Origin of the sequence: Pectobacterium fontis (assembly GCF_000803215.1) — a bacterium.
Lineage (GTDB): Bacteria > Pseudomonadota > Gammaproteobacteria > Enterobacterales > Enterobacteriaceae > Pectobacterium > Pectobacterium fontis.
Map to the genome: position 1 here is coordinate 58,567 of NZ_JSXC01000024.1, position 13,290 is coordinate 71,856.

A 13,290-nucleotide genomic window follows, 5' to 3' on the forward strand; every position below is an offset into this window, starting at 1 on the left:
AGCTTTAAAACGACGTAATATCCAAAAAAATACAGTAGCAACCATTTACAGAGTAATAACAGGCAAATACCGTGCCACAAATAAAAAAGGCATGCGAAAGCATGCCCTTAGGGAAAGAGGACGATGCGGGGTTATCGACGACGGAAACCGAAGAAAACCGCTGCGATACCGCCCAGTAGCGTCACGATCCAGAGAGGCAGGGAACCAAAACGTGCATAAGGCGTTATCCCGGTTGCTGGCACAACCTGCGTATCCAACACCGCGCGAGTAAACTGCGGCAGGCTGGCGCTGACTTTGCCATCTGGTGCAATTACCGCAGTAACGCCGTTATTGGTACTACGAACCAGAGGACGACCCAACTCCAGCGCGCGCATCCTCGCCATCTGGAAGTGTTGCCACGGGCCGATTGAATGGCCGAACCAGGCGTCATTAGAGATGGTCAGCAGCATATCGGTGTCTGGTCGGAAATTATCACGCAACTGCTGGCCCAAGATAATTTCATAACAGATCGCGGCGTTAAGTTTGAAGCCATGGACGGAAAGCTGGGGCTGCACGTAGTCTCCCCGGCTAAACGATGACATCGGGAGATCGAAGAATGGCGCCAGTGGACGTAATAGCGTTTCCAGTGGGACGAACTCGCCAAAAGGCACCAGATGATTTTTGTTATAACGGTTCGCCGTGGGGTAGTGGTACGGCTCTTTGTCACCCAGAACGATAACCGAGTTATAAAAATCAGTTTTATTACCATCACGCCGGATATCGACGATACCCGTAATCAGGCTGCTATTATGGCTATGCAGGATGTCATCAATCTGTTTCAGATAGGTATTCTGGCGGCTTTCAATATCAGGAATCGCAGTTTCTGGCCAGATAACGATAGGTGCTTTGTCCATGTAGGGCACGCTGTTATCCAGATAGATCCTCAGTGTGTTCAATAGCTCATCTTGTTCCCACTTCATCGCCTGCGGGATATTGCCCTGTACCAGTGCAACATTAACGGCACGTTCAGGTTGCAGGGTATACCACTGAATGCTACGCAGCGGCGATGCGAAAACGAAAACACCGATGGCAATGGCGGCTGGTACGATTTTTCGTTGGGTGATGGCATAGACGAATAGCCCGCTGAGGCTCATCAACAGGAAGGTAATGGTGTCGATACCCAGAATCGGCGCAATGCCTTTAAGCGGGCCGTCAATCTGGCTGTAGCCGAATTGTAGCCACGGGAAGCCGGTAAGCACCCAGCCGCGCAGAAATTCCGTTAACTGCCAGAGCACCGGCGCGGCAAGCGCTAGACGCCACAGCGTAGTCTTCGGCCACAGACGCGAGAGCAGGGCCGAAAAGAGCAGAGGATAGAGCGATAAATAAGCGGCAAGCAGAATCACCAGCGCAATGTTGACCGGGCCCGGCATTCCGCCAAATTGCGCGATACTGACATAAACCCAATTAACGCCACTGCCAAAGAGGCCTAATCCCCAGAAAAACCCTATCCAGGCTGACTGACGAGCGGTACGGTTGAGCGTCAGCGCTTGTAGACCTATAAGCGAGAGAATCGCCGCAGGCCAGAAATCAAAGGGGGAAAATGCCAGTGTGCCGCAGGCACCAAATAAGAGCGCCAGCAGGGCTTTTACCTGCTGGCGTTGTAGAAAAGAAGCGACAGCCATTGCCAAATTATTCTTCCAATTTTGGTTGAGGGGCACCGTCAGGGATTCTGACATGAACCTGAATAATACGGCGGCTGTCTGCCATCGCAACTTTAAACAGGTAACCTTCTATGTCGATGGTTTCACCTCGGGCAGGAAGGTGCCCGAAAGACTGCATGACTAAACCGCCGATGGTGTCGACTTCGTTGTCGCTGAACCGTGTGCCGAAAGCCTCGTTGAAATCTTCGATATCGGTTAAAGCACGAACGGTATAGGTCTGGCGATTAAGCTGACGAATATCTCTGTCTTCTTCATCGTCATACTCATCTTCAATTTCGCCAACAATCAGCTCAAGGATATCTTCAATCGTGACCAGACCCGATACGCCACCAAATTCATCGATGACAATTGCCATGTGGTAGCGCAGTGAGCGGAACTCATTCAGCATCCGATCAACACGTTTACTTTCTGGCACAACAACGGCAGAACGCAGAACTTTATCCATACTGAAGGGTTCGGAATCGCTGCGCATAAACGGCAGCAAATCCTTGGCCATCAGGATGCCTTCAATATGATCTTTATCTTCGCTAATGACGGGGAAACGAGAGTGGGCGGATTCGATAATCACGTCCAGACACTCTTCCAGCGTTTGATCGCGCTTGAGCGTAATCATCTGCGAGCGGGGGATCATGATGTCGCGTACACGCTGATCGGCGATATCCATGACGCCTTCGAGCATATCGCGTGTTTCAGGATCGATCAGGTCATTCTGTTCGGAATCACGAATCAACGTGAGTAAATCGTTACGATCTTTTGGCTCGCCGTGAAAAAGTTGATTAAGAATAAGAGAAAAGAAGCCCTTTTTGGGACTGGGTGCATCGTTGTTTTGAGAATGGTCGTCGCTCATGCGTTTTAATTAACATCACTCTTGTTAAAGGATAATTGCCAACGGCTGGAAGCGGCACAGCGGCTGACGTAGAACAGATAAATACCCGATATCTTCCCGATTTCGGGCTATACAAAATGTATTTCTATTTATTCGGTGAGGCCATCTTTTTCTGCAAGGTAAGGATCGGCATAACCCATACTTTGCATAATCTCGGTTTCCAACGCTTCCATTTCTTCGGCTTCGCTGTCTTCGATATGGTCATACCCTAGCAGATGCAGGCTACCATGGACAACCATGTGCGCCCAGTGCTCTTCTACGGTTTTTTCCTGCTCCACCGCTTCCTGCTCGACAACCTGACGGCAGATAATTAAATCGCCCAGCAGAGGAAGTTCGACTTCAGGTGGTGCCTCGAAAGGAAACGACAGCACGTTAGTCGGCTTGTCTTTACCGCGATAGGTGTTATTCAGGTCGCGGCTTTCTGCCTCATCCACGATGCGGATGGTGACTTCAGACACTTCCTGAAATTGTGGCAGAACGCCTTCCAGCCAACGCTGAAAGTCTTTTTCTGCCGGTAGCCCCTGTGCTTGTTCGCTGGCGATTTGTAAATCGAGAATCACCTGACTCATTTTTGCTCCTGATCTGATGCCGCCGCTTGCGCTTCACGTTTACGCTGTTCTGCTAAGGCGTCTTTACGTTTCTGCTCGGCATTTTCCCACGCTTCATAAGCATTCACAATCCGCGCGACGACCGGATGGCGCACGACATCTTCGCTATGGAAGAAGTTAAAGCTGATCTCTTCTACATCGGCCAGCACTTCTATTGCGTGGCGTAAACCGGATTTCAAATTCTTCGGTAGATCGATTTGCGTGACATCACCGGTAATGACAGCTTTTGAGTTGAAGCCAATGCGCGTCAGGAACATTTTCATCTGCTCGATGGTGGTGTTCTGACTTTCATCCAGAATGATGAAAGCATCGTTCAGCGTGCGGCCACGCATATAGGCCAGTGGCGCGACTTCAATCACATTGCGTTCAATGAGTTTCTCAACGCGCTCAAAGCCCAGCATTTCAAACAGCGCATCATAAAGTGGGCGCAGGTAAGGATCGACTTTCTGGCTCAGATCGCCAGGCAGGAAACCCAGTTTTTCACCGGCTTCGACTGCTGGACGCGTTAACAGAATACGGCGGATATCCTGACGCTCTAGCGCATCGACGGCGGCCGCAACGGCCAGGTAGGTTTTCCCCGTTCCTGCCGGGCCAACGCCGAACGTGATGTCGTGATCGAGGATGTTAGCGACATATTGTGCCTGATTCGGGGTGCGTGGTTTGATTACGCCGCGTTTAGTGCGGATATTGACCACTTTGCCATAGTCAGGAACGTGTTCCGTCACCTGTTCCAGCACGCGAGATTCTTTAATCGCAAGATGAATGTGCTCAGGATCGATATCACCGATGACACCACGTACCGGAGCGGTATCAACATACAGGCGTTGCAGGATATCGGCCGCCGCTTGCGTCAGCAGATTTTTACCAACCAGTTTGAACTGATTATCCCGGCGATTGATCTCAATGCCTAAGCGGCGCTCTAACTGTTTAATATTGTCATCAAATGGACCGCAAAGACTGAGCAAACGTTGGTTATCTGCGGGTTCAAGGGCAATCTCTTTTGTCGTTAGGTTCAAATTATTCCTCTTGAGCGTTACTGTGCTGGCGTTATTCTGCCCGCACAAAGTGAACAGTTGTCAGACAGGGTGATGTGTCCGGCATATGAGTGAATTATTTATCGTGAATGCCCGATGACGCAAGTCACAATAACCATATTGGGATTCTGCCTCGCAAAAGCAAATGTAAGCGCTATGAAATTGAAACCGATGATTAAGAGGGGCTGTCGCAAAAAATGCTGGCGTGCGCTTAATGTGGTCAAGGCAGGCACACCGTGGAGAACATAAAAAATGGGTGGCAAAGCCACCCACAATCAAGTCAGATGAATGATGGCTGGTTACGGTTGATAGAATCCGACGCCGATCTCGTTCTCTTTACGAGTACGAGCGATTACGGAAGAGGGGGATTCGTGTACGCGCAGATCCATTTGATCTTCGGTGCGCACCACGATACCGCGCAGTGAGTTGGTATAAACATCAACGATTTCAACATCGACGAATTTACCGATCATGTCCGGTGTGCCCTCAAAGTTGACGACGCGGTTGTTTTCCGTACGGCCAGACAGCTCCATCACGCTCTTACGCGAGGTGCCTTCCACCAGAATACGCTGAATGGTGCCTAGCATGAGGCGGCTGAAGCGCATTGCCTGTTGGGTAATGCGTTCTTGCAGCAGGTAAAGACGCTGTTTTTTCTCTTCTTCCAACACGTCATCGACCATATCCGCAGCGGGGGTTCCTGGACGGGCGGAATAGACAAAGCTGTAGCTCATGTCGAAATTCACGTCGGCAATCAGCTTCATCGTTTGTTCAAAGTCAGCCTGTGTTTCACCAGGGAAACCGACGATAAAGTCAGAACTGATCAGGATGCCTGGACGTGCATTGTGCAGCTTACGGATGATGGCTTTGTATTCCAACGCGGTGTGACGACGTTTCATCATCGTCAGCACGCGGTCAGAACCACTTTGTACCGGCAAATGCAGGAAGCTGACCAGTTCAGGCGTATCTTCGTAAACGCTGATGATATCGTCCGTAAATTCAATTGGATGGCTGGTGGTAAAGCGAATGCGGTCAATCCCGTCAATGGCGGCAACCAGGCGCAGCAGTTCAGCAAAAGAGCAAATTTCACCGTCATAGGTTGCGCCACGATAGGCGTTGACGTTCTGCCCCAGAAGGTTAACTTCACGCACGCCCTGCGCGGCAAGTTGAGCGATTTCAAACAACACATCATCGCACGGACGGCTGACTTCTTCGCCACGGGTATAAGGCACAACGCAGAATGTGCAATATTTATTGCAACCTTCCATGATGGAAACGAATGCCGTAGGCCCTTCGGCACGCGGCTCTGGCAGGCGGTCAAATTTTTCGATTTCAGGGAAGCTGATATCAACGACAGGGCTGCGGGTGCCCTGAACGTGGTTAATCATTTCCGGCAGGCGATGCAAGGTTTGCGGGCCAAAAATCACGTCAACGTAGTGCGCGCGTTCACGAATATGCGCGCCCTCTTGTGACGCGACGCAGCCACCGACGCCAATAATCAGGTCTGGATTAAGATCTTTCAGCGCCTTCCAGCGACCAAGTTGATGGAAGACCTTTTCCTGCGCCTTTTCACGGATCGAGCAGGTATTGAGCAGTAGGACATCGGCTTCTTCAGCGATTTCAGTTAGCTCATAGCCGTGCGTACTTCCCAGTAAATCAGCCATCTTTGATGAATCGTACTCATTCATCTGACAGCCCCAGGTTTTAATATGCAGTTTTTTTGTCATCGACTTGCCATTACTCAGTGCGGATAAGAAAGATTCCCCTCATTTGGGGCGGGTATTGTAATCGTTCGCTGGCGTTGTGACCAGTGCCGGAAACTGCGCTGAATTGATAACCCCTTACTTTCTATAAAAATGCGGCTTTTCTGAAAAACTACCCGTAAATCCAGTACACTATTTTCATGCATTTTTACTGGTGTGAATAAACCACAACCAAAGAGGATAAAGCCAATATGCACTACGATGCGATTGTGGTTGGCGGTGGAATGGTCGGCGCGGCTGCAGCACTTGGGCTGGCACAGAATGGATTTCAGGTCGCGGTGATTGAGCAGGAAATGCCAACGCCGTTTGATGCAGCCAGTTCGCCGGATTTACGGATCTCGGCGATTGGCTATGCGTCGGTTACGCTATTGAAAGCGCTGGGCACCTGGCAGCGAGTGCAGCAGATGCGCAGTGCGCCTTACCGTCGACTGGAAACCTGGGAATGGGCGAATGCCCGGGTTGTTTTCGATGCTGCCGATATTCATCTGCCTGAGTTGGGTTTTATGGTGGAAAACCGCGTGCTGCAATTGGCGCTTTGGGACAGTTTGCAGGAAGAAGAACGTTGCCAATGTTATTGCCCGGCTACCCCGCAGAGCCTGCAACGCTTGGGGGATGATTGGTGTTTACAGCTTGCTGATGGGCAACAATTGACGGCTTCGCTGGTGATTGGTGCCGATGGCGCGAACTCTCTGGTTCGCCAGTGGACGGGAATGGGTATTAGCGGCTGGCAGTATCGTCAGTCTTGTCTGTTGATCGGCGTTGAGACGTCGCAACCCCAGCAGGATGTGACCTGGCAGCAGTTCACGCCGAGCGGCCCGCGCGCCTTTCTACCGTTGTTTGACCAATGGGCCTCGCTGGTATGGTACGACAGCCCACAGCGTATTCGCCAGCTTCAGGCGATGCCGCTTGCGCAGTTGGATAAAGAGATTGCGGCTGCATTTCCTGAGCGATTGGGTGCGGTCAAGGCGCTATCCGCTGGCTCATTTCCGCTGGTCAGACGCCATGCGCAAACCTATATCAAGCCCGGTTTGGTACTGCTAGGTGATGCCGCGCATACCATTAATCCGCTGGCGGGGCAGGGGGTTAATCTGGGGTATCGTGACGTTGAGGCGTTGCTGGACGTGCTAATCAACGCACGTAATGCGGGGGAAGCGTGGGCATCTGAGCGTGTTTTACGTCGCTATCAATGCCGCCGCATGCCGGATAACCTAATGATGCAAAGCGGGATGGATCTCTTCTATAACGCATTCAGCAACGCGTTACCGCCTCTGAGTTTTGCACGCAATATGGCGCTGATGGTTGCGCAGCGCGCTGGCGTGTTAAAGCAGCGCGCATTGAAATATGCCATTGGTGTTTGATGAATAATGGGGACGCCGTTCCCTACAGCATAGGCTCGGCGGTGAAAATAATGTCGGTGTCCTTGTTAGTTTTTGCTGTAAAGCGAACGTTTCCTACCTGCCGAACGCCTTTGCCTGAGGTCTGGCTATCCTGAAGCAGGCCGAACATCATCTCGCTTATCTCAGGGCTTTCAAGATTGTTCTCGCCCAATAGCGCAGAAAACGCGGCAGTAACGATTTGCAGATTCTGCCGCGTTGCTTCGGTGGATTCTGACGCAGCGTTGAGTATCACGAGCCCATTAAGCTGTTGGCTTTTATTCTCTACCGATCCAATTAATCCGACATGCTCGTTAAAAATGTGCTGAAAGTCATCGACGGATGTTCCCTTTTCCAGCTTAACGATCAACGGGAGAGGGATATTGAGTTTCTTCAGATTGGCATTCATCCGGTCAGCGAACGTTTGCGATGATATCTTGAAAGAAGCGACGCCAGCGGCATACGTTGGCGTGATGAAGCAAAACAGCAAAGCTACACCGAGCAACAGTGTGGCTAGCGGTACACGCATGATAGATCGCCACGATTGGTTGACGTCATCCTGTCGTGGCACCACAACATGGCTGAAATCATGAGTAACAGAGGATGTTGATAAAACCTTCATGCCTGCCCTTTTTGGGAAAATCGAATGATTAAGTATGCTAGCACCAGACTATGTTAATACCAGACATAACAAAACGGGGCGACATCTTTCGATTGTCGCCCCGTTTCTTTGCTGTTTTACCAGCTTTGTTTGGCTGGGGTACGAGGATTCGAACCTCGGAATGCCGGAATCAGAATCCGGTGCCTTACCGCTTGGCGATACCCCAAAAATATGGTGGCTACGACGGGAATCGAACCTGTGACCCCAGCATTATGAGTGCTGTGCTCTAACCAGCTGAGCTACGTAGCCAAACTTACTGCTATTATTACTTCACTTCAACAAAATCTTCTACATCAAGTAGATGGCTGGGGTACCTGGATTCGAACCAGGGAATGCTGGTATCAAAAACCAGTGCCTTACCGCTTGGCGATACCCCAATAGCACAACGAATTTTTCGGCATAAATCTTGAAATGGCTGGGGTACCTGGATTCGAACCAGGGAATGCCGGTATCAAAAACCGGTGCCTTACCGCTTGGCGATACCCCAATCACTACAAAACACTAACAAGCTTCAAAAAGCGATGTCAGACCGAGAAGATAATGGTGCGGGAGGCGAGACTTGAACTCGCACACCTTGCGGCGCCAGAACCTAAATCTGGTGCGTCTACCAATTTCGCCACTCCCGCAAAAAAGATGGTGGCTACGACGGGAATCGAACCTGTGACCCCAGCATTATGAGTGCTGTGCTCTAACCAGCTGAGCTACGTAGCCATCCTTTCCGCGTCACCTTCATCGGCGTTGCGGGGCGCATTATGCGTAGTTGGCCTAATTGCGTCAACTAGTTTTTTCCCGAAAAGTGCCCTCAATGTATCGTTTGTTTGGGTTGTGAACAGTATGGTGAGAAAAGCGCCAAAAAGCACGCATTTCTCCCCCGTTGAGCATAAAAAAACGGGCCAATTAAGGCCCGGTGACTGATGAAAATACAGCAGGTTATTGGTAGGCTGATTGGTGTACACCAACCGCACGGCCTGATGGATCGTCCAGTTTCTTGAAGGATTCGTCCCACTCAATCGCTTTCGCAGACGAACAGGCGACGGATGGGCCGCCAGGCACGCATTCTGCGGCGCTGGGAACCGGGAACAGCTCCTCAAAGATTTCACGGTACAGATACGCTTCTTTAGAGCCTGGCGTGTTGTACGGGAAGCGGAAGCGAGCCGTTTCCAACTGTTGATCGGTAACCTGATTAGCTGCCACTTCTTTCAGTGTGTCGATCCAACTGTAGCCTACGCCGTCAGAGAATTGTTCTTTCTGACGCCACGCAACGCTGTGCGGCAGATAGGATTCAAAGCATTCGCGCAGGATGTGTTTTTCCATCTTACCGTTGCCACACATTTTGTCGCGCGGGTTGATGCGCATGGCAACATCGAGGAAGTTTTTGTCCAGGAAAGGCACGCGAGCTTCTACCCCCCAGGCTGACATCGCTTTGTTGGCACGAGCGCAGTCATACTGGTGCAATGCCAGCAACTTACGCACCGTTTCTTCGTGCAATTCTTTGGCGTTTGGCGCTTTGTGGAAATAGAGGTAGCCGCCGAACACTTCGTCGGATCCTTCGCCTGACAGTACCATTTTGATGCCCATCGCTTTGATTTTGCGCGACATCAAATACATTGGCGTTGAGGCACGAATCGTCGTGACGTCATAAGTTTCGATGTGATAAATCACGTCGCGAATTGCGTCTAACCCTTCCTGCACGGTGAAGTGAATCTCGTGGTGTACGGTGCCCAAATGGTTAGCCACTTCCTGTGCGGCTTTCAAATCTGGCGCACCTTCTAAACCGACCGCGAAAGAGTGCAGTTGAGGCCACCAGGCTTCACTGCGTTCGTCATCTTCTACGCGACGTGCGGCATATTTTTTGGTGATCGCGGAAATAACGGAAGAATCCAGACCGCCAGAGAGCAACACGCCGTAGGGCACGTCAGACATCAGGTGGCTTTTTACCGCTTCTTCCAACGCATCACGCAACGCCTCTTTATCCGTTTCATTGTCTTTTACTGCATCGTACTCAAACCAGTCGCGTTGATAATATTCACGGATTTCGCCGTCTTTGCTCCACAGGTAGCTGCCAGCCGGGAACTCTTTGATGGTGCGGCAAACAGGAACCAGCGCCTTCATTTCAGAAGCGACGTAGAGGTTGCCGTGCTCATCGTAACCCATATACAGCGGGATAATGCCGAGATGGTCACGACCAATCAGGTAGGCATCTTTTTCGCTGTCATACAGCGCAAAAGCGAACATGCCACGCAGTTCATCCAGGAATTCAGCGCCTTTTTCCTGATACAAGGCAAGGATGACTTCGCAGTCGGAACCTGTCTGAAACGCGTAACGGTCACCGTATTGCTGACGCAATGCCTGGTGGTTATAAATTTCACCGTTAACGGCCAGAATGTGGGTGCGCTTGGCGTTGTAAAGCGGCTGGGCACCCGTGTTGACGTCAACGATAGACAGACGTTCATGAGCCAGAATCGCTTTGTCGCTGGCATAAACGCCGGACCAGTCTGGCCCGCGGTGACGCATTAAACGAGATAACTCCAGTGCTTTCTTACGCAGTTCAACAGGATCGCTTTTCAGATCAAGCACACCAAAAATAGAACACATACATGACTCCCAGTAATGACGAATTCGAACTTAGTGCTACTGATTTAGCATCAAAGTGCTATAAGAATTCAATATTATTTAATGAAAAAAGCTAATGATGTGGTATTTCGTTAATTTATTCGGTTATTCAGTGTTGATTCGCTAAATTCATGGCGAGGAAAGGCCGGATTTTTAGTGATTACATAATCCGGCCGGAAAGGGAATCAGGCGTTTTCGAGCAATTGTTGTAGCAATACGCCGTTTAGCATCGCACGTTTGACCAAGGCGAATGCACTGATAGAAGAAAGATGGTTGAGGCTGGAAATCTCAATCGGCAGGTTATGACGAAACTCTTTCAGCACTTGTGCGTTGATGCAACGTTGAATGGCGGGAAGCAACGTTTTCTCTGCTTCGGTGATTTCACCCGCAATCACAACTTTCTGAGGGTTGAACAGGTTAATCGCGATGGAAAGCGCTTTACCGAGATTGAGTCCGGCCTGTTCGATCACCTCACGGGCGAGGGCATCGCCCCGGTTTGCTGCCCTGCAAATTGCTGAGATGGGACTATTATTCACCGAGAGTTTGCTGGGGTAACCCTGGCTTAGCAGATGCTGCACGCGCTGTTCAATCGCCCCGTTGGCGATGACGGTTTCCAGACAACCGAAGTTACCGCAGTGGCAGCGATCGCCGAGTGGATCGATCTGAATATGGCCAATCTCGCCCACATTGCCGTTACTGCCAAGAAAAATTTGCCCGTTGACGAGAATACCTGCCCCCGTGCCGCGATGGACACGCACCAGAATAGAATCCAGTGAGTCTTGGGTAACGCCGAAATAGTGCTCTGCCAGCGCCAGGCTACGGATATCGTGGCCAACAAAGCTGGTGACGTTGAAGTGGCGTTGCAGGTTTGCAACCAGTTGCCAGTTATTCACGCTGATGTGCGGCATATAGTGGACGATGCCTGCAACCGGATCGACCAGCCCCGGTAGCGCCACTGAGATTGCAATAAGCTCGCGAATACGGCGCTGGTGGTTGGCAATAAAGCTGCCAATCGCCTGAAAGAGCGCCGTTTCCAACATCTCCTGCGTTTTTTCTTGCAGCTCGCAGTGCGCTTCCTCCAGTACTTTTCCCTGTAAGTCATATAGCCCAATGGTGGCGTCATTACGACCGAGACGTACGGCGATAGAATGGAAAGGGCGATTTTCGGTGATAATTGAAATGGCGCGTCTGCCGCCAGTGGAAGCCTGCTGGTCGACTTCTTTGATTAACCCACGTTCCAGAAGCTGCCGGGTGATTTTCGTTACGCTGGCGGGAGCAAGCTGACTTTGTTCTGCTATCTGAATGCGTGAGATCGGGCCTTGTTGATCAATCATGCGGTAGACTACCGCGCTGTTTAATTGCTTAACCAGATCGATATTCCCTATCTGCGCCTGTCCACCTGTGGTCATTAAGAAGTTGCTCGCTTAGATTTAACTCAACGCAGGGAAAACCTGCTTGCGGTTTGCCCCGCGAATTTCTGCTTTACCCCAAGACGTTTTTTATTTATCCCCAAACGAGGTTACCGTTAACAAACGTCTTGAGAATGTGATAATCACGGTTAAAGGCGGTCAAATTTGCCACTTTACCGCTTTCAATAGTGCCTAATTGCTTATCGATACCGATGGCACGAGCGGGATAAAGTGTTGCCATTCTAATGGCTTCATCCAGTGCGATGCCAGCGTGTTCGATACTATTTCGCACGGCGTCGATCATGGTCAGTGCCGAACCGCTCAGGGTGCCGTGTTCATCGACACAGATACCATCACGGTAGTATATGGTTTTACCAGCAAAAATGAACTGGTCAATCTCTGCGCCCGCGGGTGCTGTGGCGTCAGTCACCAACACCAACTTATCGCCCTTGATGCGCTTACTGTTGCGAATATTCGCCCAATCGACATGTCTTCCATCCGCGATAATGCCGCAATAAATTTCCGGAGCATCGTAAATCGCGCCGACCAAACCGGGTTCGCGGCCAGTGAGATAGGGCATCGCGTTGAACAGGTGGGTAGCAAAGCGGATACCTGCGGCAAATCCTTGCTTTGCCTGTTCCCAGTTGGCGTTGGAATGCCCGGCGGAGACGATAATACCGGCAGCCGTTAACTGGCGGATAACCGACGGCTCGACTTCTTCCGGTGCCAGCGTGATTTTCGTAATAGCATCCGCATTGGCGCATAGAAAATCGACCAGATCCTGAGTTGGCTTACGGATAAAAGCGGGATCATGCGTGCCTTTCTTGATCACATTCAGCCACGGACCTTCGAGATGCAGCCCCAGTGCCTGATGCTTATTTTGCGCCAGCCAGTCTCGCATGACGCTGATACTGTGCTTCATGAAGGCATCGCTGGAGGTAATCAACGTAGGTAAAAAACTGGTGCAACCTGAACGTTGGTTCGCCTGCTGCATGATCTCCAGCGTTTTGACGGAGATGGTGTCCAGTGAGTCGTTAAACTGCACGCCGCCGCAGCCGTTCAATTGAAGGTCGATAAACCCCGGCGCGAGGAACGCACCGTTCAGGTCGTGTTGTTGAATACCGGCAGGAAGCGCGGCAAGTGGGCAGACTTGCTCGATCAGCCCATTGGCAATCACGACGGCGTGATTGTCCAGAATCTGATGGCCGGTAAAAATCCGGCAGTGGGTTAAGGCGTACATCATCGA

General features: G+C 51.0%; 10 protein-coding genes and 6 tRNA genes. 1 reads left to right on the forward strand and 15 read right to left on the reverse strand.

All coding sequences use genetic code 11. The features are described from left to right. Positions 1-131: 131 nt before the first annotated feature. From lnt to miaB, 5 genes are all read right to left on the reverse strand, one after another. Positions 132-1,661 (reverse strand): apolipoprotein N-acyltransferase, encoded by a 1,530-nt coding sequence (gene lnt / locus OI69_RS07770; RefSeq protein WP_039348362.1) that lies wholly within the window; start codon positions 1,659-1,661, stop codon positions 132-134. A 7-nt stretch (positions 1,662-1,668) separates the two neighbouring features. Continuing rightward, complete coding sequence (gene corC, locus OI69_RS07775) at positions 1,669-2,547, reverse strand: CNNM family magnesium/cobalt transport protein CorC (protein ID WP_039348365.1); 879 nt, start codon at positions 2,545-2,547, stop codon at positions 1,669-1,671. A gap of 128 nt (positions 2,548-2,675) precedes the next feature. Next, a complete protein-coding gene (gene ybeY / locus OI69_RS07780; RefSeq protein WP_039348368.1) occupies positions 2,676-3,155 on the reverse strand; it encodes an rRNA maturation RNase YbeY in 480 nt (159 codons plus the stop codon). Then, positions 3,152-4,210 (reverse strand): PhoH family protein, encoded by a 1,059-nt coding sequence (locus OI69_RS07785; RefSeq protein ID WP_039348371.1) that lies wholly within the window; start codon positions 4,208-4,210, stop codon positions 3,152-3,154. Before OI69_RS07785 ends, ybeY begins: the two co-directional genes overlap by 4 nt. 317 nt (positions 4,211-4,527) lie before the next feature. Beyond that, complete coding sequence (miaB, locus tag OI69_RS07790; protein WP_039348374.1) at positions 4,528-5,952, reverse strand: tRNA (N6-isopentenyl adenosine(37)-C2)-methylthiotransferase MiaB; 1,425 nt, start codon at positions 5,950-5,952, stop codon at positions 4,528-4,530. 227 nt (positions 5,953-6,179) lie between these two features. On the opposite strand from miaB, the gene ubiF reads away from it, so the two are divergent. Further along, the gene (gene ubiF, locus OI69_RS07795) at positions 6,180-7,346 is read left to right on the forward strand and encodes a 3-demethoxyubiquinol 3-hydroxylase (protein ID WP_039348377.1); all 1,167 of its coding nucleotides are present in this window, start codon (positions 6,180-6,182) and stop codon (positions 7,344-7,346) included. A 22-nt stretch (positions 7,347-7,368) separates the two neighbouring features. On the opposite strand, the gene OI69_RS07800 is transcribed toward ubiF, so the two are convergent. From OI69_RS07800 to nagA, 10 genes are all read right to left on the reverse strand, one after another. Continuing rightward, positions 7,369-7,983: a hypothetical protein gene (locus OI69_RS07800; RefSeq protein ID WP_039348380.1), complete on the reverse strand. Its 615-nt coding sequence runs from the start codon at positions 7,981-7,983 to the stop codon at positions 7,369-7,371. A gap of 130 nt (positions 7,984-8,113) precedes the next feature. Continuing rightward, positions 8,114-8,188 (reverse strand) — tRNA-Gln (locus OI69_RS07805). 6 nt (positions 8,189-8,194) lie between these two features. Next, positions 8,195-8,271, reverse strand: a tRNA-Met gene (locus OI69_RS07810). A 53-nt stretch (positions 8,272-8,324) separates the two neighbouring features. After that, positions 8,325-8,399, reverse strand: a tRNA-Gln gene (locus OI69_RS07815). Positions 8,400-8,434: 35 nt separating this feature from the next. Continuing rightward, positions 8,435-8,509 (reverse strand) — tRNA-Gln (locus OI69_RS07820). A 54-nt stretch (positions 8,510-8,563) separates the two neighbouring features. Continuing rightward, a tRNA-Leu gene (locus tag OI69_RS07825) sits at positions 8,564-8,648 on the reverse strand. An 8-nt stretch (positions 8,649-8,656) separates the two neighbouring features. Continuing rightward, a tRNA-Met gene (locus OI69_RS07830) sits at positions 8,657-8,733 on the reverse strand. 219 nt (positions 8,734-8,952) lie between these two features. Next, positions 8,953-10,617 carry an asparagine synthase B gene (asnB, locus tag OI69_RS07835; RefSeq protein ID WP_039348384.1) on the reverse strand — a complete coding sequence of 555 codons (1,665 nt, stop codon included), beginning with the start codon at positions 10,615-10,617 and terminating at the stop codon, positions 8,953-8,955. A gap of 203 nt (positions 10,618-10,820) precedes the next feature. Next, positions 10,821-12,044 carry a DNA-binding transcriptional regulator NagC gene (gene nagC, locus OI69_RS07840; protein WP_039348386.1) on the reverse strand — a complete coding sequence of 408 codons (1,224 nt, stop codon included), beginning with the start codon at positions 12,042-12,044 and terminating at the stop codon, positions 10,821-10,823. Positions 12,045-12,138: 94 nt separating this feature from the next. After that, the gene (nagA, locus tag OI69_RS07845) at positions 12,139-13,284 is read right to left on the reverse strand and encodes an N-acetylglucosamine-6-phosphate deacetylase (RefSeq protein ID WP_039348388.1); all 1,146 of its coding nucleotides are present in this window, start codon (positions 13,282-13,284) and stop codon (positions 12,139-12,141) included. Between the last annotated feature and the right edge of the window lie 6 nt (positions 13,285-13,290).

Bases quoted from the DNA above. Each gene is read 5' to 3' on its own strand.
- ubiF (WP_039348377.1), top strand. From the start codon at position 6,180: ATGCACTACGATGCGATTGTGGTTGGCGGTGGAATGGTCGGCGCGGCT.
- OI69_RS07800 (WP_039348380.1), bottom strand. From the start codon at position 7,983: ATGAAGGTTTTATCAACATCCTCTGTTACTCATGATTTCAGCCATGTT.
- miaB (WP_039348374.1), bottom strand. From the start codon at position 5,952: ATGACAAAAAAACTGCATATTAAAACCTGGGGCTGTCAGATGAATGAG.
- nagC (WP_039348386.1), bottom strand. From the start codon at position 12,044: ATGACCACAGGTGGACAGGCGCAGATAGGGAATATCGATCTGGTTAAG.
- corC (WP_039348365.1), bottom strand. From the start codon at position 2,547: ATGAGCGACGACCATTCTCAAAACAACGATGCACCCAGTCCCAAAAAG.
- nagA (WP_039348388.1), bottom strand. From the start codon at position 13,284: ATGTACGCCTTAACCCACTGCCGGATTTTTACCGGCCATCAGATTCTG.
- lnt (WP_039348362.1), bottom strand. From the start codon at position 1,661: ATGGCTGTCGCTTCTTTTCTACAACGCCAGCAGGTAAAAGCCCTGCTG.
- ybeY (WP_039348368.1), bottom strand. From the start codon at position 3,155: ATGAGTCAGGTGATTCTCGATTTACAAATCGCCAGCGAACAAGCACAG.
- asnB (WP_039348384.1), bottom strand. From the start codon at position 10,617: ATGTGTTCTATTTTTGGTGTGCTTGATCTGAAAAGCGATCCTGTTGAA.